General features: G+C 43.8%; 17 protein-coding genes. All 17 read left to right on the top strand.

Annotated elements, in window-relative coordinates:
- The first annotated feature begins 168 nt into the window (after nucleotides 1–168).
- The 17 genes from LNN34_RS07920 (at nucleotide 169) to sigG (ending at nucleotide 22375) form a co-directional block, all read left to right on the top strand.
- Nucleotides 169–2109 carry a stage V sporulation protein D gene (locus LNN34_RS07920; protein ID WP_024121311.1) on the top strand — a complete coding sequence of 647 codons (1941 nt, stop codon included), beginning with the start codon at nucleotides 169–171 and terminating at the stop codon, nucleotides 2107–2109.
- A 174-nt stretch (nucleotides 2110–2283) separates the two neighbouring features.
- The gene (locus LNN34_RS07915) at nucleotides 2284–3768 is read left to right on the top strand and encodes a UDP-N-acetylmuramoyl-L-alanyl-D-glutamate--2,6-diaminopimelate ligase (RefSeq protein WP_059335837.1); all 1485 of its coding nucleotides are present in this window, start codon (nucleotides 2284–2286) and stop codon (nucleotides 3766–3768) included.
- Between the two features lie 111 nt (nucleotides 3769–3879).
- Complete coding sequence (gene mraY / locus LNN34_RS07910) at nucleotides 3880–4854, top strand: phospho-N-acetylmuramoyl-pentapeptide-transferase (protein WP_024121314.1); 975 nt, start codon at nucleotides 3880–3882, stop codon at nucleotides 4852–4854.
- Nucleotides 4855–6210, top strand: coding sequence for a UDP-N-acetylmuramoyl-L-alanine--D-glutamate ligase (gene murD, locus LNN34_RS07905; RefSeq protein ID WP_059292826.1), 1356 nt, complete (start codon nucleotides 4855–4857; stop codon nucleotides 6208–6210).
- 58 nt (nucleotides 6211–6268) lie between these two features.
- Entirely contained in the window at nucleotides 6269–7369 is a 1101-nt protein-coding gene (gene spoVE, locus LNN34_RS07900) for a stage V sporulation protein E (protein WP_003221421.1), read from the top strand.
- Nucleotides 7370–7492: 123 nt separating this feature from the next.
- Nucleotides 7493–8584, top strand: a complete 1092-nt coding sequence (gene murG, locus LNN34_RS07895) for an undecaprenyldiphospho-muramoylpentapeptide beta-N-acetylglucosaminyltransferase (protein WP_044155976.1) — start codon at nucleotides 7493–7495, stop codon at nucleotides 8582–8584.
- 31 nt (nucleotides 8585–8615) lie between these two features.
- Nucleotides 8616–9527, top strand: a complete 912-nt coding sequence (gene murB / locus LNN34_RS07890; RefSeq protein ID WP_202663703.1) for a UDP-N-acetylmuramate dehydrogenase — start codon at nucleotides 8616–8618, stop codon at nucleotides 9525–9527.
- 128 nt (nucleotides 9528–9655) lie between these two features.
- On the top strand, nucleotides 9656–10447 hold the full coding sequence (locus tag LNN34_RS07885) for a cell division protein FtsQ/DivIB (RefSeq protein ID WP_044155975.1): 792 nt from the start codon (nucleotides 9656–9658) through the stop codon (nucleotides 10445–10447).
- Nucleotides 10444–11139: a DUF881 domain-containing protein gene (locus LNN34_RS07880; RefSeq protein ID WP_044155974.1), complete on the top strand. Its 696-nt coding sequence runs from the start codon at nucleotides 10444–10446 to the stop codon at nucleotides 11137–11139. Before LNN34_RS07885 ends, LNN34_RS07880 begins: the two co-directional genes overlap by 4 nt.
- Before the next feature lie 21 nt (nucleotides 11140–11160).
- Nucleotides 11161–11868, top strand: coding sequence for a DUF881 domain-containing protein (locus LNN34_RS07875; RefSeq protein ID WP_229043066.1), 708 nt, complete (start codon nucleotides 11161–11163; stop codon nucleotides 11866–11868).
- Between the two features lie 17 nt (nucleotides 11869–11885).
- Nucleotides 11886–12251 carry a small basic family protein gene (locus LNN34_RS07870; RefSeq protein ID WP_010334164.1) on the top strand — a complete coding sequence of 122 codons (366 nt, stop codon included), beginning with the start codon at nucleotides 11886–11888 and terminating at the stop codon, nucleotides 12249–12251.
- A 174-nt stretch (nucleotides 12252–12425) separates the two neighbouring features.
- Nucleotides 12426–13748: a cell division protein FtsA gene (gene ftsA, locus LNN34_RS07865; protein WP_024121323.1), complete on the top strand. Its 1323-nt coding sequence runs from the start codon at nucleotides 12426–12428 to the stop codon at nucleotides 13746–13748.
- A gap of 35 nt (nucleotides 13749–13783) precedes the next feature.
- On the top strand, nucleotides 13784–14932 hold the full coding sequence (gene ftsZ, locus LNN34_RS07860; RefSeq protein WP_024121324.1) for a cell division protein FtsZ: 1149 nt from the start codon (nucleotides 13784–13786) through the stop codon (nucleotides 14930–14932).
- A gap of 307 nt (nucleotides 14933–15239) precedes the next feature.
- A complete protein-coding gene (locus tag LNN34_RS07855; RefSeq protein ID WP_229043065.1) occupies nucleotides 15240–19547 on the top strand; it encodes a S8 family peptidase in 4308 nt (1435 codons plus the stop codon).
- 194 nt (nucleotides 19548–19741) lie between these two features.
- Complete coding sequence (spoIIGA, locus tag LNN34_RS07850; RefSeq protein ID WP_215510809.1) at nucleotides 19742–20671, top strand: sigma-E processing peptidase SpoIIGA; 930 nt, start codon at nucleotides 19742–19744, stop codon at nucleotides 20669–20671.
- Between the two features lie 62 nt (nucleotides 20672–20733).
- On the top strand, nucleotides 20734–21453 hold the full coding sequence (sigE, locus tag LNN34_RS07845; RefSeq protein ID WP_024121327.1) for an RNA polymerase sporulation sigma factor SigE: 720 nt from the start codon (nucleotides 20734–20736) through the stop codon (nucleotides 21451–21453).
- A gap of 139 nt (nucleotides 21454–21592) precedes the next feature.
- Nucleotides 21593–22375 carry an RNA polymerase sporulation sigma factor SigG gene (sigG, locus tag LNN34_RS07840; protein WP_010334169.1) on the top strand — a complete coding sequence of 261 codons (783 nt, stop codon included), beginning with the start codon at nucleotides 21593–21595 and terminating at the stop codon, nucleotides 22373–22375.
- Nucleotides 22376–22509 lie beyond the last annotated feature (134 nt).

The following is a 22509-nucleotide window of genomic DNA, read 5'->3' as shown; positions in this document are numbered from 1 at the left end:
GAATGGATATTTTAAGGAAAAATAAAGGCTGTCGAGATTTTCTCGACAGCCTGAGCTTACCCCGTCGGGTAAGCTTTCTTTTTTTATATCTCCAAAGAGGAGCGCCGTTCTACCTGTCCATACGCAGGCATAAAATGAAACAAGCCTAAATAAGGAGTGAACGGTGCCTTGCGCGTCTCGAATGTAACGGTTAGAAAACGTTTATTATTTGTTTTGCTTTTTGGAGTGATCGTATTTCTGATCATTGATACAAGGCTGGGGTATGTTCAGTTTGTCATGGGGGAGAAACTGACTTCTCTGGCGAAGGATTCCTGGAGCCGGAACCTGCCGTTTGAGCCGGAACGGGGAGAGATCCTTGATCGGAACGGCGTTAAGCTTGCCACAAATAAAAGTGCACCGACCGTATTTGTCGTGCCGCGTCAAGTCCAGAATCCGCTGAAAACGAGCAAACAGCTGGCTGCGGTGTTAAATATGTCTGAAGAAAAAGTATATAAGCACGTCACGAAAAAAGCATCGATAGAAAAGATTACGCCAGAAGGGAGGAAAATTTCAAATGAGAAGGCAAAAGAAATCAAAGCGCTCGATTTAAAAGGGGTGTATGTAGCGGAGGATAGTATCCGCCATTATCCGTTCGGCAGCTTTTTATCTCATGTGCTTGGGTTTGCCGGTATTGATAACCAAGGACTTCTTGGGCTTGAAGCCTATTATGATGATGATTTAAAAGGAGAAAAAGGCTCTGTTAAGTTTTATACAGATGCCAAAGGGAAGAAAATGCCCGATGAAGCGGATGACTACACGCCTCCTAAGGATGGACTCGATATGAAGCTGACTGTGGATTCGAAGGTGCAAACCATAATGGAACGAGAGCTTGATAATGCTGAAGCTAAATATCATCCAGACGGTATGATTGCAGTCGCAATGAATCCGAAAAACGGAGAAATACTTGGAATGGCAAGCAGACCTGACTTTGATCCGGCTGACTACCAATCTGTTGACCCGTCCGTTTACAATCGGAATCTCCCTGTATGGAGCACATACGAGCCGGGTTCTACCTTTAAGATTATTACACTTGCGGCGGCTCTGGAGGAGCAAAAAGTCAACCTGAAACGTGACCAATTTTATGATAAAGGGCATGCAGAAGTAGACGGAGCAAGACTGCGCTGTTGGAAAAGGGGCGGCCACGGGCTGCAAACGTACCTTGAAGTTGTGCAAAACTCCTGTAACCCCGGCTTCGTTGAATTGGGCGAGAGATTGGGCAAAGAAAAGCTATTCAAATATATAAAAGGCTTTGGATTTGGCCAAAAAACCGGGATTGACCTGCAGGGGGAAGGAACAGGGATTTTATTTCCGCTTGACAGAGTAGGCCCGGTTGAGCAAGCGACAACCGCCTTCGGACAGGGAGTATCCGTCACGCCGATTCAGCAGGTTGCAGCCGTTTCTGCCGCTGTTAACGGCGGCACGCTCTACACACCTTATATAGCAAAAGAGTGGCTTGATCCGGTCACCAAAAAAACTGTCAAAAAACAATCGCCAATCGCCAAGAAACAAGTCATTTCTAAGGAAACATCAAAACAAATCCGCTATGCTTTAGAAAGCGTCGTTGCAGAAGGCACCGGACGCAATGCGTTTGTCGAAGGCTATCGTGTCGGCGGAAAAACAGGAACAGCACAAAAGGTTAAAGATGGAAAATACCTCGAAAACAACCACATTGTATCATTTATCGGTTTCGCTCCGGCTGACGATCCGAGTCTTGTCGTCTATGTCGCGGTGGATAACCCGAAAGGCACGATTCAGTTTGGCGGAACCGTTGCAGCGCCTATTGTGGGAAGTATTATGAGAGACAGCCTGCCGGAGCTTGGTGTTAAGCCTAGGAAAAATCAAATCGAAAAAAAATACCAATGGAACGACACAAAAACAATAGAAGTTCCGAATGTTGTAGGGATGTCTGTCTCAGATCTTGAGTCACTCTTGGTGAATCTGAATATAGATGCTTCCGGAAAAGGAAGCAAAATCGTCAAACAATCACCAGCTGCAGGAACAAAAGTAAAAGAGGGCTCTAAGATACGTGTTTATTTGACTGAAGAAGATGAAAAGGAGGCAGCCGATTAATTCGGGCTGCCTATTATTTTATTGCAGAAAAATGCTGATATCTTTCAAGATTAGCTGGATGTATCCTTTTTTTTACGCTAAAATATGAACTGTATGCTTAAAAGTCATTATCACATCATTTGATGTGACTTCAATGATAAAAAGAACGAATAGAATGTTGAGAGGTTTGATACGATGAAACTTACAAAGCTGCTTACATACTTAACAACCGAACCTTCTGTAAATGACTCACAAGACCCTGAAATAACTTCAATTGAGATGGACTCCAGGGAAGTAAAGAAAGGGAGTCTTTTTGTATGTGTAAAAGGGTATACGGTAGATGGCCATGATTTTGCGCAAAAAGCAGTTGAAAACGGCGCAGCGGCTATTGTGGCTGAAAAGGAGCTTGATGTGGATGTGCCTGTCATCATTGTCCGGCAGTCACTGCGGGCGCTCAGCGTTTTGTCTGATGCGTTTTACGGACAGCCGACAAAGAAACTGCAGCTGATCGGAATAACGGGCACAAACGGAAAAACTTCTACGACCCATATGGTTGATGAGATTCTCAAAAAAGCGGGGAAACGAACAGGCTTAATCGGCACGATGTACATTAAAATCGATGACGAAACACTTCCCGTTAAAAACACGACACCGGAAAGCGTCACGTTGCAGCAAACATTTAAAAAAATGAATGACAAGCACGTCGACACGGCCATCATGGAGGTTTCTTCTCACGCTTTGTCACTGGGACGGGTTCACGGCTGTGATTATGACATTGCCGTGTTTACGAACTTAACACAGGATCACCTTGACTATCACAAAACGATGGATGAGTACCGACAGGCAAAAAGCCTGCTGTTTTCTCAGCTTGGCGGGGCATTCAACCATGAAAATCCAAAACGGGCTGTTTTAAACGCGGATGATGAGGCAAGCGCTTATTTTGAAAAGGTCACTGCGGCACATATTTCTACATATGGAATTAAAAACAATGCTGATGTAATGGCGAAAGATATCAAAACCACTGCACAGGGCACGAGTTTTCAACTGGTGACGAACAAAGGCACTAAGCACATCACGATGTCGCTCGTTGGACAGTTTAACGTGTATAACGTGCTCGCTGCTGTTGCGACTTGTATTGCGGCAGGCATTCCGTTTGAAACCATTACAGAAGCCGTGGAAGAATTGCATGGCGTAAGAGGCCGTTTTGAACTGGTTAATCAGCAGCAGGAATTTCCGGTTATAGTTGATTACGCGCATACGCCGGACAGCCTTGAAAACGTGCTGAAGACATGCAGAGACATGGCGGAAGGAAAGCTTTTTGTCGTTGTCGGCTGCGGCGGAGACAGAGATAAGACGAAACGCCCGAAAATGGCGAAAATCGCTGTTGAGCTGGCTGACGAACCGATTTTCACTTCAGATAATCCAAGAAGCGAAGATCCGCGTGCCATTTTAAGAGATATGGAAGCAGGGGTAGAGAACGAATACTACCACAGCATCGCAAATCGCGAGCAGGCGATCTTCTTTGCCATTGCCAACGCCAAAAAAGGCGACGTTGTCCTCATTGCCGGGAAAGGCCATGAAACCTATCAGCAGATTGGGAACGAAACTTTTGACTTTGACGATGCCGAAGTGGCGGCAAGAGCGATTGTCGAACTGAATAAAAATAAGACGAATTCATAGGAAAGAGATGTTATTGAATGATGGAGCTTGAAAAGATTTTTCATATGGAAAAAAATCATGAATATGATAACTACGTATGTCGTTTGAAAGAAACAGGAGGAGAAAAGGACAATGCTTGAGCAAGTCATTCTGTTTACAATTTTAATGGGTTTTTTAATCAGTGTTCTGCTCTCTCCGATTCTTATTCCGTTTTTAAGAAGATTAAAATTCGGTCAGAGTATTAGAGAAGAAGGACCGAAATCACACCAGAAAAAATCAGGGACACCGACAATGGGCGGAGTCATGATCATACTGTCTATCATTGTGACAACAATTGTGATGACACAGAAGTTTTCAGAAATAAGCCCGGAAATGTTCCTGCTGCTGTTTGTCACGATCGGTTACGGTTTACTCGGCTTTTTGGATGATTACATCAAAGTCGTCATGAAACGAAATCTCGGTCTGACGTCAAAGCAAAAACTGATCGGACAAATTATCATCGCAATTGTGTTTTATGCGGTGTATCATTACTACAATTTTGCGACGGATATCCGCATTCCTGGGACTGATCTGTCATTTGATCTTGGATGGGCTTACTTTATCCTTGTGCTATTTATGCTTGTCGGCGGATCAAACGCCGTCAACCTGACTGACGGTCTTGACGGTTTATTATCAGGTACGGCAGCTATTGCTTTTGGCGCCTTTGCCATCCTGGCTTGGAATCAATCCCAATATGATGTTGCTATTTTCTCAGTCGCGGTTGTCGGAGCGGTGCTGGGCTTCCTGGTATTCAATGCGCATCCAGCCAAAGTGTTTATGGGAGATACAGGATCACTTGCATTGGGAGGAGCAATCGTCACCATTGCCATTTTAACGAAATTAGAAATCCTGCTGGTCATTATCGGCGGTGTATTCGTCATTGAGACATTATCCGTTATTTTGCAGGTCATCAGCTTTAAAACGACAGGTAAACGAATCTTTAAAATGAGTCCGCTTCACCACCATTATGAGCTTGTCGGGTGGTCTGAATGGAGAGTTGTTGTAACATTTTGGGCTGCGGGACTTTTGCTTGCCGTATTAGGAATTTACATCGAGGTGTGGTTATAAGTGGAAAACGATCTATTTTTGCAAAATCAGCATTTTTTAGTCCTTGGGCTCGCGAAAAGCGGGTTTGCGGCGGCGTCTATTCTTCATGAAAAAGGTGTTTATGTTACAGTCAACGACCAAAAGCCTTTTGATGAGAACGAACCAGCCCAGAAACTTTCTGAAAAAGGGGTCGAAGTTGTCTGCGGAGAGCACCCTGTTTCTCTGTTCGATCAGCACCAGATTACTGTACTAATCAAAAACCCGGGAATTCCATATGAAAATATTATGGTTCAGGAAGCAGAAAAAAGAGGCATACCGATTTGGACAGAAATTGAGCTTGCCTACCATCTGACTAATGCCAAATTTATCGGGATTACCGGATCGAATGGAAAAACGACAACGACGACGCTGATTTATGAAATGCTGAAGGCAGACTCTCAAAAGGCGCTGATCGCCGGAAACATCGGTACAGTCGCAAGTGAGGTTGCCTATCACGCTGATGGAGATGAATGGATCGTAACGGAACTTTCGTCATTTCAGCTGATGGGGACACACGACTTCAGGCCTGAAATCAGCCTGATTTTAAACGTGTTTGATGCCCATCTGGATTATCATCATACGAGAGAAAACTATGAAAAAGCGAAACAGAAAGTGTATCTGCATCAGAAAGCTTCAGATAAAGCAATTGTCAATCAGGATGATGAAACAGTCGTCCGCCTGGCTGAAGCCGGAGAAGCCGGAATTGTTCCTTTTTCAGTACGCAAACAGCTTGAACACGGCGCTTATGTAAAAGACGGCATGATTATGTACAGCGGCGAAGCTATTCTTCCTCTGGAAGAGGTTGTGCTGCCGGGTGCGCATAATCTGGAGAACATTTTAGCTGCGATTGCGGCAGTGAAAACGGCTGGAGCGTCCAACGAGGCCATCAAAAAAGTGCTGACAAGCTTTACCGGCGTCAAGCACCGTCTCCAGTATGTCACAACGGTGAAGAACCGTAAGTTTTATAATGACAGCAAAGCAACAAATGTTTTGGCGACAAGCAAGGCGCTTTCGGCTTTTGAAAAACCTGTCATCCTGCTTGCAGGCGGACTGGATCGCGGAAACGGGTTTGACGACTTAAAGCCTTACATGAAGCACGTCAAAGCGGTGCTTACATTCGGACAGACAGCACCGAAACTCGAACAGCTCGGAAATGAGCTGGGAATACAACATGTCAAACGTGTCGATAATGTTGAACAAGCAGTATCTGCGGCGTTTGCGCTCTCAAATGAAGGAGATGTCATTCTGCTTTCACCTGCGTGTGCGAGCTGGGATCAATTCAAAACATTTGAAGAACGCGGTGACATGTTTATAGACGCCGTGCATATGCTTAAGTAAGGGCTTGTCTTGGAGAATCGGCAGCCCTAATGACTTAAAGCTTGGGGTGTCGACTGATTTGACTACTAAAAAAACATCGCCTGATTTGTTATTGGTCATCATTACGTTATTATTATTAACAATTGGATTAATTATGGTGTACAGTGCGAGTGCGGTATGGGCGGATTATAAATTTGACGACTCATTCTTTTTCGCGAAACGGCAGCTGCTGTTTGCGGGCATCGGAGTTATTGCTATGTTCTTTATTATGAATGTTGATTATTGGACATGGCGGACATGGTCTAAATTGCTGATGGTTATCTGTTTTTTCTTGCTGGTGCTTGTTTTAATACCAGGCGTAGGCATGGTGCGGAACGGCTCAAGAAGCTGGATCGGAGTCGGCGCATTCAGCATACAGCCTTCAGAGTTTATGAAGCTTGCGATGATAGCATTCCTTGCTAAATTTCTCTCTGAAAAGCAAAAAAACATTACATCGTTCAGACGTGGATTTGTCCCGGCGCTCGGCATCGTGTTTTCCGCATTTTTGATTATTATGTGCCAGCCTGACCTCGGAACGGGAACGGTAATGGTCGGTACTTGTATTGTCATGATTTTTGTAGCCGGTGCGCGAATCGCCCATTTCGTCTTTCTCGGGCTGATCGGCCTGAGCGGATTTGTCGGGCTCGTACTGTCGGCTCCATACCGGATTAAACGGATTACCTCTTACTTAAATCCGTGGGAAGATCCGCTCGGCAGCGGTTTTCAAATCATTCAATCGCTATATGCGGTTGGGCCTGGCGGATTGTTCGGAATGGGGCTTGGCCAAAGCAGACAGAAATTCTTTTATCTGCCTGAGCCGCAAACGGACTTTATTTTCGCCATCTTGTCAGAGGAGCTTGGGTTTATCGGCGGGTCGCTTATTTTGCTTCTGTTCAGCGTGCTGCTGTGGAGAGGAATCAGGATCGCGCTCGGTGCACCAGATCTATATGGCAGCTTTGTCGCTGTGGGGATTATTTCAATGATCGCGATCCAAGTTATGATCAATATCGGCGTTGTGACGGGCCTTATTCCGGTAACTGGCATCACGCTGCCGTTTCTGAGCTACGGAGGTTCATCATTGACCCTGATGCTGATGGCTGTCGGCGTGCTGCTGAACGTGAGCCGGTACTCGAGGTATTAATGAATTTTATTAGTGAAGCGATCCTATGAAACAGGAAGCTGGGAAACAATTGATGCGATAACCCTGTCCATAAAAACAGGGTTATCGTTATGTTATAGAGAAACTGAGACTGGGGGAAGAGTTATGCGAATTGCAATAAGCGGAGGCGGCACAGGGGGACACATTTATCCAGCCCTTGCCTTTATCAAAGAGGTGCAGCGCCGCCATCCTGATACGGAATTTTTATATATCGGAACAGAAAACGGATTAGAGAAAAAAATTGTAGAACGGGAAAATATACCGTTTCGTTCCATTGAAATTACAGGTTTTAAAAGAAAGCTTTCATTTGAAAACGTAAAAACGGTGATGCGTTTTCTAAAGGGCGTTAAAAAAAGCAAATCGTATTTAGCGGAATTTAAGCCGGATGCCGTGATTGGAACGGGCGGTTATGTGTGCGGGCCGGTTGTATACGCGGCTGCAAAAATGGGGATTCCGAGTATCGTTCATGAACAAAACAGCCTGCCGGGCATCACCAATAAGTTTCTTTCAAAATATGTTAATAAAGTAGCAATATGTTTTGAGGAAGCAAAATCACATTTTCCAAGTGAGAAAGTTGTATTTACGGGAAACCCAAGAGCCTCTGAGGTCGTCTCAATAAAGACGGGCCGCTCAATGGCTGAATTCGGACTCTCTGAAGAGAAAAAAACCGTATTAATCTTCGGCGGAAGCAGAGGCGCCGCACCGATTAACCGAGCGGTCATTGATATGCAGGATGCGCTGAAATCAAGAGCGTATCAAGTTCTGTATATTACGGGCGAGGTTCACTATGAGAAAGTAATGACTGAGCTGAAAAACAAGGGCGCAGCTGACAATATGGTCACAAAACCGTTTCTCCATCAGATGCCAGAATATTTAAAGGCAATTGATGTGATTGTAGCAAGAGCGGGTGCGACGACCATTGCGGAAATTACGGCACTAGGAATCCCGAGTGTGCTGATTCCAAGTCCGTATGTAACGGCGAATCACCAGGAGGTCAATGCGCGATCTCTCGGTCAGCATGATGCGGCGATTGTGTTAAAAGAAACCGAACTCAGCGGGGAAAAGCTGATTGAAGCGCTTGACCGGATTGTGCTTGATGAACAAACATTAAAGGATATGAGCGAACGGACAAAGTCACTCGGTGTTCCTGATGCGGCTGCCCGTTTATACAGCGTACTTGAAGATTTGAAAAAATAATAGAAAAGCAAATGGAATGCGGAGGTTTACGATGGAGAAAGTGATACAAGAATTAAAAGAACGCGAAGTCGGCAAGGTGCTTGCAAATGAACCGCTCGCAAATCATACAACAATGAAAATCGGCGGTCCTGCGGATGTATTGGTCATTCCAAGCAGTGTAGATGCTGTCAAGGACATCATGGATGTTGTAAAAAAATATGAAGTAAAGTGGACAGTCATCGGCCGCGGGTCAAACCTTCTTGTATTAGATGAAGGAATCAGAGGCGTGGTCATCAAGCTGGGTGCGGGTCTTGACCACTTGAAGCTTGACGGGGAACAAGTCACTGTCGGTGGCGGTTATTCAGTCGTGCGTCTTGCTACATCGCTGAGCAAAAAAGGCTTGTCGGGATTAGAATTCGCTGCCGGAATTCCGGGATCTGTCGGAGGGGCTGTCTATATGAATGCAGGCGCTCACGGGTCTGATATGAGTAAGATCCTTGTCAAAGCGCATATTTTATTTGAAGACGGCACGATCGAGTGGCTGACAAATGAGGAGATGGAATTCACCTACAGAACGTCCGTATTGCAAAAGAAACGCCCTGGTGTTTGTCTTGAAGCCGTTCTGCAGCTTGAACAAAAAGATAAAGAATCAATCGTTCAGCAAATGCAAAGCAATAAAGACTACAGAAAGAATACACAGCCGTATTCAAGCCCTTGTGCAGGAAGCATATTCAGAAACCCGCTTCCGAACCATGCCGGCAATCTAGTGGAAAAAGCAGGCTTAAAAGGATATCAAATCGGCGGTGCGAAAATATCGGAAATGCACGGGAACTTTATCGTCAATGCGGGCGGAGCATCAGCAAAAGATGTGCTTGATCTGATCGACCATGTGAAAAAGACGATCCGTGAAAAATACGAGATTGAGATGCACACAGAGGTTGAAATCATCGGTGAAAATCGCTGATTCAAGTTCTGAACTGAAGCTGTTCATATGATATACTGTAAGCAAACACAAACGGCATCATAGTATGCCGTTTGTTTTGGAATAGGCAGACTTTTAAGGCTGTTTCATTTGAATGAGGTGAACAGGCAATGAATCCGGGGCATGACCGAGAAAAAATCGTAAATATTGAAGAGCGGATCCCTAAAATTAAAGAGCAGAGAAAACAGAAGGCAAACCGCCGGCTTATTTCATTTATTATGCTCTTTTTTATGATGGTGCTGATCATCGTGTATCTGCAGACACCGATCAGTAAAATTTCATCAATCTCTGTTAGCGGCAATGAGAATGTTTCCAAAAAGGAGATTATTGATCTTTCCGATATCAAAAGCGGGGATACTGAATTTTGGAGTCTGGATAAGAAAAAAACAGCAAAAAAGATTCAGCAAAATAAATTAGTAAAAAAAGCAGAAATCAGCAAATCCCTTCCTAATAAAATCAACATTGCGATCGAAGAATATAAAGCGATTGCTTATTTAGAAAAAGACAATGTGTATTATGAAGTCCTTGAAAACGGTTCAGTTTTGCCAGACGAAGTAACGCCGGATGATGCGGGACCGATTTTGGTGAATTGGACAGACGCTAAAAAACGTGTTCAGATGGCCAAGCAGCTCGATGCTTTGTCAAATTCTATAAAACAATCGATTTCAGAAGTGTATTATACTCCTGTCAAAATGGATCAAAACCGAATTAAATTATATATGAACGACGGGTATGTCGTCACTGCATCCATCAAAACCTTTGCAGACCGAATGAAAACGTATCCTTCTATTATTTCACAGCTCAGCGGCAGTAAAAAAGGGATTATTCATTTAGAAGTTGCAACCTATTTTGAGGAGTTTGGAAAAAGCGATTCGTCTGCCAAAAAGGAAGATGAAAATTGAAGGGCAAATCAGCCGTCCTTCTTTCTTTGATTATGCTTATCGCCGGCTTTTTAATTTCTTTTTCTTTTCAGACGACAAGAGAAAACCACAAAAGCATGACAGAGACGGAAGAATGGAAAAAAGAATATGCCCTGCGGGATGAACTGCTGAAACAAGAGAAAGAAAACAAGGACCTTGAAAAAGAACTGTATCAAAAGCAGAACAAAGTCCGTCAGACTGAAAATAAGCTGAAAAACGAAAAAACCGAATACTATAACGTCCTGGAAGATGTAGAAAAGTACAGAATGTATATTGGGGAAGTCGGTGTACAAGGAGAGGGCGTTCAAGTGACTTTGGAAGATGCTTCTTACATACCGGAAGGAGAGAACGTGAACAGCTACATCGTTCACGAAAGCCATCTCTTTCAAGTCATAAATGAACTGTATATATCTGGTGCGGCAGCCGTCTCCGTCAACGGCCAGCGGCTGACCCATGATTCCTACATCAAGTGCAACGGGCCGGTCGTAACGGTAGACGGGGTGCAGCACCCCGCCCCGTTTGTCGTTTCTGCCATCGGAGATCCTGATGTCCTGCTTCCTTCGTTAAATATAGCAGGAGGCCTGATCGATCAGCTTTCTATGGATCATATTTCTGTTACCGCAGAAAAAAAGAAAAATGTACAAATGGAACCCATTCTGAAAACGAAGGAATGACTGGAAAAGCGGGTGAAGTGATTGAAAATAAAGCGTTCCTTCATTAGCATCAGCGTGCTTATGGTCATATTCGGCCTTATGATATCTGTTCAATTTAATTCTTTAAAGCATCCACAAGTCCGAGATACAAGAGATATGTGGGATATAAGAGAAGAGCTTACATCAGAGCAGAAGAAGCAGGAAGAGCTGCTGGCTGAAATTAAAAAGTATGATATATTGCTGCATACCTATACACAAAACAAAGAATTGACAAAAGAAACAGCGCTCAATAATACATTACAAACCTTAAAAAAAACAGCCGGCATGACCGATATAACAGGTAGCGGAATTGTCATCACCCTTTCTCCGCTTTTTTCTGAAAGCGTAACTGGAGAGGCGGTCAAAAATCCACCGCCGGATTTACTAAAGAAGCTGATCAATGAACTCAACTCCTATGGTGCTGAGCATATCTCAATAAATGAGCGAAGAGTTGTGATTTCTTCAGTGATACGGGACATAAACGGCACAACAAAAATAGACGGATACAGCCTTGATGATTATCCTTTAACAGTAAAAGTGCTTGCTGAAGATCCGGACAAGCTGTACAGCAGGGTAAAGGGGTCCGATTTGGAGGATATCTTTGCTTCTGAAAATGTAGCGTTAAAAGCAGGTAAATCTGACAGCAGCCTGACTTTAAAAGCTTATGACAGAGCAGTGGACGTACAACAGCTAAAACCGCTGAAAGACTAAAAGGGAGGAGAATTGTCATGTGGCTGCCCGTGCTTGGACTCGTGCTCGGAATAACGATCGGATTGATGACAAACTTAACGATACCGAGTGAATACTCAAATTATTTATCACTTGCGGTGCTTGCTGCACTTGATACTTTAATCGGCGGAATCAGGGCGCATTTACAAGGTACATATGATGAAATGGTATTTGTTTCCGGTTTCTTTTTTAATATTATATTGGCAATAAGTTTAGCTTTTCTGGGAGTCCATCTTGGTGTAGACTTGTATTTAGCAGGTATATTCGCATTTGGAGTCAGGTTATTTCAGAATATAGCCGTTATAAGGAGAAATCTACTAACAAAGTGGACTCTTTCTAAAAAAAATAAAAAAAATGTGATATAAAAGAGGATATACATAGGATATAACGAATATTTTCAATAAACATAAAATGTGAAAAGCACATAAGGAATATTCCGTTGTTATTTTTTGTTACACACTTGTAAAGCCACATTCATTGTATTGTTGTTCCGCAAATAATAGAATAGAAATGATCGAAATGTGAGGAGGTGCCATAGAATGAACAACAATGAACTTTACGTCAGTCTTGACATCGGTACGTCCAATACAAAAGTGATCGTCGGAGAAATGACAGATGATTCCCTAAATATTATCGGTGTGGGAAATGTACCGTCTGAAGGGTTGAAAAAAGGCTCAATCGTTGATATAGATGAGACCGTTCATTCTATAAGAAAAGCGTTTGACCAAGCTGAAAGAATGGTAGGTTTTCCGCTTAGAAAAGCTATTGTCGGCGTTAATGGAAATTATATCAATATTCAAGATACAAACGGTGTTGTAGCAGTTTCCAGTGAAAATAAAGAAATTCAAGTAGAAGATGTCCGCCGCGTCATGGAAGCGGCCCAGGTTGTTTCAATACCGCATGAACAGCTGATAGTCGACGTCATTCCTAAACAATTTATCGTAGATGGAAGAGATGAAATTACCGACCCGAAAAAAATGCTTGGTGTGCGTTTAGAAGTAGAGGGTACACTGATCACCGGTTCAAAAACAATATTACATAACTTGCTTCGCTGCGTTGAAAGAGCCGGTGTTGAAATAACTGATATCTGTCTACAGCCGCTGGCAGCCGGTTCTGCTGCTTTGTCAAAGGATGAGAAAAATCTCGGTGTGGCTCTCATTGATATAGGCGGAGGGTCAACCACCATTGCCGTGTTCCAGAACGGACACCTGACTTCTACCCGTGTCATTCCTCTCGGAGGCGAAAATATCACCAAAGATATCTCCATCGGATTGAGAACGTCCACAGAAGAAGCGGAACGTGTGAAAAAACAATTTGGACATGCCTACTATAACGAGGCTTCAGAAGATGAAGTATTTGAGGTAACCGTTATAGGCACCAATCAGAAACAAACATTTACACAGCAGGAAGCAGCGAATATCATAGAAGCAAGAGTCGAAGAAATTCTTGAGATTGCTTCAGAAGAACTTCGCAATATGGGAATTAGCGATCTGCCGGGAGGCTTCGTGCTGACAGGGGGGCAAGCAGCAATGCCTGGTATCATGTCACTAGCGCAGGATGTGCTGCAAAACAATGTCAGAGTGGCGAGCCCGAATTATATCGGTGTAAGAGATCCTCAGTATATGACGGCAGTTGGCATGATTCAATTTGCCTGCCGGAATGCAAGAATTCAAGGCAGAAAAATTGGCTTCAAGATGCCTGAAGAAGCGATACAGGAAATCGCCGTCTCATCAGCAGAGGAACAAGAGCAGCATCATCACCAAAATGAGATGCAGCAACGGCCAAAAGGAAAACAAAAAACACAAGCCGAACATAACAAACAGAGCAAAATGAAAAAACTATTAAGCATGTTTTGGGAATAGATAGATAGTCATTCGGCAGATTAGGAGGATTTAGCATGTTGGAGTTCGAAACAAACATAGACGGCTTAGCATCAATTAAAGTAATCGGAGTAGGAGGCGGCGGTAACAACGCGGTCAACCGAATGATTGAGAATGAAGTGCAAGGAGTAGAGTACATCGCGGTAAATACGGACGCTCAAGCTCTTAACCTGTCAAAAGCGGAAGTGAAAATGCAAATCGGCGCAAAGCTGACTAGAGGATTGGGAGCAGGTGCAAATCCGGAAGTCGGAAAAAAAGCCGCAGAGGAAAGCAAGGAGCAGATTGAAGAAGCGCTAAAAGGCGCTGACATGGTATTCGTAACAGCTGGTATGGGAGGCGGAACAGGAACAGGTGCCGCACCGGTTATTGCGCAAATCGCAAAAGATTTAGGAGCATTAACAGTCGGAGTCGTTACAAGACCGTTTACGTTCGAAGGTCGCAAAAGACAGCTGCAGGCGGCGGGCGGAATTTCTGCAATGAAAGAAGCGGTGGACACGCTGATTGTGATCCCGAACGACCGTATTCTTGAAATTGTTGATAAAAACACGCCGATGCTTGAAGCATTCCGTGAAGCTGATAACGTACTCCGTCAGGGGGTTCAAGGTATTTCTGACCTGATCGCTACTCCTGGTCTCATTAACCTAGACTTTGCTGATGTGAAAACGATCATGTCAAACAAAGGATCTGCTTTAATGGGTATTGGTATTGCGACTGGAGAAAACCGTGCTGCAGAAGCTGCGAAAAAAGCCATTTCCAGTCCGCTTCTTGAAGCAGCAATTGACGGCGCGCAAGGCGTCTTAATGAACATTACTGGCGGAACAAATCTGAGCCTTTATGAAGTTCAAGAAGCAGCAGACATTGTCGCTTCTGCATCTGATCAGGATGTAAACATGATTTTCGGTTCTGTTATTAACGAAAATCTTAAAGACGAGATTGTGGTTACTGTGATTGCCACTGGTTTTATCGAACAGGAGAAAGATGTTACGAAACCCCAGCGTCCATCATTAAACCAGAACATCAAATCACATAATCAGAGTGCTCCAAAACGTGAGCCGAAACGAGAGGAACCGCAGCATCAAAACACAGTCAGCCGTCAAACCTCACAGCCGGCTGACGATACGCTTGATATTCCGACATTCTTAAGAAACCGCAATAAACGCGGCTAATTGAAAGGACAAAATCGTTTTCGATTTTGTCCTTTTTTTATTTTTTCCTCAACCATTTCCATTCATCTCTTATGCCTTTTGCACTATGTCTTCCTACACATAACAACAAATCAACCTATTATACCTACTGATATTTCGTGACCATATCATCATTTTCATTTATATGAAAATAAGATGACAGAAAACGACAATATCTGTAATTGAGATTGTCTACAGTTAACGTACAGCGAAGCTTTGACAAACAAATTGAATGTTAAAGGAGGGACGACATTTTTTTACAAAGTGGTTTAAAAAAGGGGGATGAAAAATGAGGAAACAAACGAAAAACAGACTGATCAGTTCTGTTTTGAGTACAGTTGTCGTCAGTTCACTGCTGTTTCCGGGTGCAGCCGGGGCAAGCAGCAAAGGCGCTGCTTCTTCTGTAAAACAGGAGCTTCAATCTTCTGAATCGATTCAAAACAAGATTTCCAGCTCATTAAAGAAAAGCTTTAAAAAAGAAGAAAAAACTACCTTTCTGATCAAATTTAAAGATCAAGCTGATACCCAAAAAGCAGCAAAATCAGCTGTCAAAAAAGCGAAATCTAAAAAGCTGACCGCTGCTAAAACGGAATATCAAAAGCGTTCGGCCGTCGTGTCTTCGTTAAAAGTGACAGCTGATGAAGCTCAGAAAGACGTCTTGAAATACTTAAACAGCCAGAAAAATAAAGGGAACGCCGATGATATTCACTCCTATTATGTGGTAAATGGAATTGCTGTACATGCTTCAAAAGAAGTCATGGAGAAAGTGGCGAAGTTCCCTGAAGTAGAAAAAGTGCTTCCGAATGAAAAACGGCAGCTTTTTAAGTCATCCGCTTCCCCATTCAATATGAAAAAAGCACAAAAAGCGATAAAAGCAACTGACGGTGTAGAATGGAATGTAGACCAAATAGACGCACCGAAGGCTTGGGAGCTTGGCTATGACGGAACGGGTACGGTTGTCGCCTCCATTGATACCGGGGTTGAATGGGAACATCCTGCATTAAAAGAAAAATATCGCGGGTTTCATTCGGAAAGCCCCAATGAGCCTGATCATGACATGAACTGGTTTGATGCTGTAGCGAACGAGTCAAGTCCATATGATGATCTTGATCACGGTACTCATGTAACAGGTACAATGGTTGGTTCTGAGCCTGATGGCACGAATCAAATTGGTGTCGCACCTGGCGCAAAATGGATTGCTGTTAAGGCGTTTTCTGAAGATGGCGGGACAGACGCTGACATTTTGGAGGCTGGTGAATGGATTTTAGCTCCAAAGGACGCAGAGGGCAACCCTCATCCGGAAATGGCTCCGGATGTCGTCAATAATTCTTGGGGCGGGGGCTCCGGCCTTGATGAATGGTACAGAGATATGGTCAATGCGTGGCGGGCGGCCGACATTTTCCCGGAATTCTCTGCGGGAAATGCGGACCTCTTTAACCCGGGAGGACCTGGTTCTATTGCGAATCCTGCCAATTATCCGGAAGCGTTTGCGACCGGAGCGACTGATATTAACAAAAAGCTTGGCGATTTTTCACTCCAGGGACCGTCGCCATACGATGAAACAAAGCCGGAAATTTCTGCTCCAGGCGTAAACATCCGGTCTTCAGTTCCCGGCCAGACATATGAAGACGGATGGGATGGCACGTCGATGGCAGGACCGCATGTTTCTGCTGTTGCTGCGTTATTGAAGCAGGCAGATGCCTCACTTTCTGTCGATGAGATGGAGGATATATTGACAAGCACGGCTGAGCCATTAACTGATTCTACATTCCCTGACTCTCCGAATAACGGATACGGTCATGGTTTGGTGAACGCTTTTGATGCCGTATCAGCGGTTACAGACGGTTTAGGAAAAGCAGAAGGGCAAGTTTCTGTCGATGGGGAAGATGACGAGCAGCCTGGCTATCAGCATGAGAAAGTAAATGAAGCTTATGAAGGTGCCAGCCTTCCGCTTACCTTGACAGCTGAAGACAATGTGAGTGTGACATCCGTGAAATTGTCCTATAAGCTGGATCAAGGCGAATGGAACGAGGTCAAAGCTAAACGAATCAGCGGAGATCATCTGAAAGGAACGTACCAGGCGGAAATCCCAAATATAAAGGGGACCGCATTAAGCTATAAGTGGATCATTCAGGATTTTGGCGGCCATGTTGTCGAGTCTGACATATATGATGTATCCGTGAAACCTAGCATCACTGTTGGATACAGGCAGGATTTTGAAACAGAACCAGGCGGCTGGCTTACGAGCGGAACAAATAATAACTGGGAGTGGGGAGTTCCGGAATCAGGCCCTAATGCAGCTGCATCAGGAGAAAAAGTATTTGGGACAAACCTGACTGGAAATTATGCCAATGGTGCGAATATGAATCTCACTATGCCTCCAATTGACGTGCCTGATTCAGGCAGCCTGTTTCTTCAATTTAAAAGTTGGCACAACCTGGAAAATGATTTTGATTATGGCTACGTTTTTGTTTTACCGGAAGGCGAAACGAATTGGGAGCAGGCAGGGGCCTATAACGGAAAGACTTCAAACTGGACCAGCGAAGAAATTAATTTATCCGCATACAGAGGCCAAAATATTCGAGTGATGTTTAACCTTCAGTCTGATGAAAGCATTGCAAAAGAGGGCTGGTACGTTGATGATGTTCAGCTTTCAGACAAATCTTCCGGGAAAACAGCCAAAAAGAATAAGCTGGGAGTACAAAAACCGGCAGAAAAGCAAAAGAAAAAAGCGGTTAATCCAAAAAAGGCTAAGCCGTCAACAAATACAGCTGCCAAAACAAAACATAGTGCTGATATGCAGCCGCAAGCATTGCCGCTCAGAGCACAGGTCAGTGTGGTTGAAACAGGAAAATCAACCTATTCAGATCAATCAACCGGACAGTACAAGCTGACGCATAAAGCAGGAGACTACACGCTTATGGCAGAAGCTTACGGCTATCAATCGAAAACGCAAAAAGTGTCTTTGCAGGCAGATCAGACAACCCAAGCTAATTTTACGTTAGAAGAAATAAAGAAAGGCACATTAAAAGGAACTGTCATCAATAAAACAACAGGAGAGCCGGTAAAAGGCGCTTCCGTCTATGTTATCGAGGATGCCGCTGTTGAACCGGCAACTACAAACGACAAAGGAGAATATACACTTGAGGCCTACGAGGGCTCTTACACCATTAAAGTGGCTGCACCGGGCTATTACAGTGATGAATTTTCGGTTGATTTAAAAGGTGCTATCACAAAAGAAACTGTGCTGAAGCCTTTCGTCGGATATCCGGGCGAGATCGGATATGATGACGGAACAGCGGAGAATGCAAATTCCTATTTCGCGGCCGGAAACGGATGGGCGGTTAAAATGTCACTTGCTGACGGCAAGGAAAAAGGCATGCTGACAGGAGGGCTATTCAGATTCTGGGATACGGAGTTCCCTGATCCTGGCGGCACAGAGTTTAAGGTCGAGGTTTACGATGCTACAGGGAAAGATGGAGCACCCGGCAAAAAAATTGCGGGACCATATAACGCGGAAGCTCTTCGTAATGGCGAATGGACGAAAGTCGATCTCAGCTCGAAGGGGATTATGGTTGATAAAGACTTTTATCTTGTCTATATCCAGTCAAAACCTGATCCATATTCACCAGGCTTGGCAATGGATGAAACCGGGCAGTACTCAGATCGCAACTGGCAGTATGTTAACGGAGCATGGCAAAAAGGAGATAAAGAAGACGGCAACTATATGATTCGCGCGTTAGTCGATTATGAAGCTGCCGTACCTGATATTACTTCTCCTGAAGATAAATCATACACCAATAAAGAGAACGTCACGGTAAAAGGAAAGGCATCTCCGGGGACGACTGTAACCCTTTATAATGGTGATAAAGAAGCAGGAGAAACGAAAACTGCCGCAGATGGCACGTTCGAGGCAGGAGTTTCACTCAGCAAAGGGGAAAACAAGCTGACAGCGGCTGCATCAACAGACTCCGGAACGACAGATGCTTCAAGTCCTGTCACGGTCACACTTGATCAAGAAAAGCCTGAACTGACGCTTGACAATCCAAAGAATGGCGAGAAAATCAATAAAGAAACGCTGACTGTTAAAGGCACTGTTTCAGATGACAACTTGAAAGAAGTAAAGGTTAATGGCAAAAAAGCAACGGTCACAGACGGTTCCTACTCTGCCCGTATCCTTTTGGAAAACGGAAGCAACGAAGTAAAGGTGACAGCCACTGACTTAGCAGGCAACAAAACGACGAAAAAAGCTGTCATTGATGTGAATTTTGACCAGCCAGTCATTACTGGACTGATTCCTGGTGAGGACAAAACCTTAAAAGCCGGTGAATCGGTAAAAATCGCTTTTTCAAGCGCGAAAGGCGCAGATGCAACGTTTGTCATTCGCCTGCCGCTCACAAATGCAAGAGCGAATGTACAAAACGCTACCGAGCTGCCGTTAAGAGAAATTTCTCCGGGACGATATGAAGGCTACTGGACAGCAACATCTTCTATTAAAGCAAACGGAGCTAAGGTAGAGGTTATCGTTCGAGACGATTACGGCAATGAAACTAGAAAAACAGCGAATGGAAAACTTTATATCAATACTGAAAAGTAAGTGTAAGAAAGCTGCCGCTCTTGGCAGCTTTTTTTCTATATCCTCTCATTTATTCCCTCGACAAATTAAGCAGTTATCCCTGAAAAATTGTATGGGCCTCTCAACATTAATTGACAGACTTTCCCACAGAGCTTGCTTTATACTTATGAAACAAGAAGGGGAACAGCGTGATGCAAGAAAGAAAGGGGTCAGGTGTGAAAATCTATTTAGATGTCATTTGGCTGTTAAACTTTTGTTTTGACGCACTGTTGCTTTTACTGACTGCTTTTATTTTAAAACGCCATGTGAAAAAAAGAAGATTGATAGGCGGCGCATTTATCGGTTCCAGTATTGTCCTTTTGATGTTTACTCCTTTCTCGCCGATCGTTGAGAACCCGGTCGGAAAGCTCGCTTTTTCGGTTGTCATTGTGCTCGTGACATTCGGTTTTAAGCGGTTTCGCTATTTCTTTCAAAATTTGTTTTCCTTTTATTTTGCTACTTTTCTAATGGGAGGGGGAATCATCGGAGCACATTCATTGCTGCAGTCAAACTCTATTGTCAGAAACGGTGTCATGATCACCAATCAAACCGGATTTGGCGACCCGATCAGCTGGATGTTTATCGTGGCTGGCTTTCCCGCATTATGGTTTTTTTCAAAGGGAAGAATCGAAGATATTGAAACAAAAAACATTCAATATGAGGAACGAGTCAGGGTACAGGCGGACCTGGGCGGCCAAACACTGCACGCAAGAGGCCTGGTGGATTCCGGCAACCAGCTGTATGATCCGCTCACAAAAACGCCGGTCATGATTCTTCACATTGATAAGCTTGAACCAATTTTCGGAGAGGCTGAAACGATGATTATCCAAAATGCAGACCCGATGGAAGCGATTGAACAGCTTGATGATTCGTTTCGTTTTTTAGATAAAATGAGGCTGATCCCATATCGGGGAGTAGGCCAGCAGCATCAATTTTTATTATGTATCAAACCGGATCATGTAACGATTATGACAAAAGATGAAATGATTTCCGCGGATAAATGCTTAATCGGCATCAGCACGTCAAAGCTGTCGGCAGATGGAGATTTTGACGCGATTATTCATCCGAAAATGCTGTCCGGAAAGGCCATTAAGCACGTATCCTAATGTTCGCAAATGTCCGTTACTTATCATACTCATAAGACGTGACATTTAGAAGGGAGAGGAAGATGAAAAAACTTAAATTGCGGTTGACGCACCTCTGGTATAAGCTGCTGATGAAACTGGGCTTAAAAAGCGATGAAGTGTATTACATAGGAGGGAGTGAAGCTTTGCCGCCGCCATTATCAAAAGACGAGGAGCAGGTTCTATTAATGAAGCTCCCAAGCGGCGACCAGGCGGCCCGCGCTATTTTGATCGAACGCAACCTGCGGCTTGTCGTCTATATCGCACGGAAATTTGAAAACACGGGAATTAATATTGAAGATTTAATCAGCATCGGCACCATCGGATTAATCAAAGCTGTGAATACCTTCAATCCGGAAAAGAAAATCAAGCTGGCTACATATGCCTCTCGCTGTATCGAGAATGAAATCCTGATGTATTTAAGGAGAAACAACAAAATCCGTTCAGAAGTTTCTTTTGATGAACCGCTTAATATTGATTGGGACGGCAATGAGCTGCTGCTTTCTGATGTGCTGGGCACGGATGACGACATCATCACAAAGGACATTGAAGCAAACGTGGATAAAAAGCTTCTGAAAAAAGCGCTCGAACAGTTAAATGAGAGGGAGAAACAAATCATGGAACTGCGTTTTGGGCTTGTCGGCGAAGAGGAAAAGACCCAAAAGGATGTTGCGGATATGATGGGGATTTCCCAATCCTATATTTCCCGTCTGGAAAAAAGAATCATTAAAAGATTGCGAAAAGAATTCAACAAAATGGTGTAAAAAATTTTTGCGGCTTAATCCCTTGATTCTACAAGGATTTCCTAATTATGACTATTTTTCGGTTTGAAGGCAGTGCATATTTTTCCCACCCGAGGAGATACTTAACGTTGTACAGCAGCTCCTGTAGGGAGGGAAAAAAGTGTCGAGAAATAAAGTCGAAATCTGCGGGGTGGATACCTCCAAATTACCCGTACTCAAGAATGAAGAGATGAGAAAGCTGTTTAGGCAATTGCAGGACGAAGGTGATGATTCAGCCAGAGAAAAGCTTGTAAACGGGAACTTGCGTCTTGTCTTAAGTGTCATTCAAAGATTTAATAACAGAGGGGAGTATGTTGATGACTTATTTCAAGTCGGCTGTATCGGACTAATGAAATCCATTGATAATTTTGATCTAAGCCACAATGTTAAGTTTTCAACATACGCTGTACCTATGATTATCGGAGAAATCCGCAGGTATTTGCGCGATAATAACCCGATACGTGTCTCGAGATCACTCAGGGATATCGCATATAAGGCACTTCAGGTAAGAGAGCGGTTAATCAGTGAGACAAGCAAGGAGCCGACGGCAGAGGATATCGCCAAAGTTCTTGAAGTACCGCACGAAGAAATCGTGTTCGCACTCGACGCCATTCAAGATCCGGTATCTCTTTTTGAACCGATCTACAATGACGGCGGAGATCCGATTTATGTCATGGATCAAATCAGTGATGAACGCAACAAAGATACACAATGGATTGAAGAGCTGGCTTTGAAAGAGGGCATGAGAAGACTGAACGAGAGGGAAAAAATGATTTTAAGAAAACGGTTCTTCCAAGGAAAAACGCAAATGGAAGTAGCTGAAGAAATCGGCATTTCCCAGGCACAGGTGTCCAGACTGGAAAAGGCAGCAATCAAACAAATGAATAAGAATATTCATCAATAGCATGCACGCCGAAAGCCTTTAAAACAATTTCTGTTTTAAAGGCTTTTCTATTTGGAAACGAGCGGTTTACGTTTTCGAAAAAGTAAGGTATCCTAGTCCGTACAAAGTTTTGTGAAAATTAAAATAATTATTTG

Source organism: Bacillus sp. AF23, assembly GCF_020861455.1.
GTDB classification, from domain to species: domain Bacteria; phylum Bacillota; class Bacilli; order Bacillales; family Bacillaceae; genus Bacillus; species Bacillus halotolerans.
Note: the sequence above shows the minus strand (reverse complement) of the source record. Positions and strands in the feature narration are given on the sequence as shown.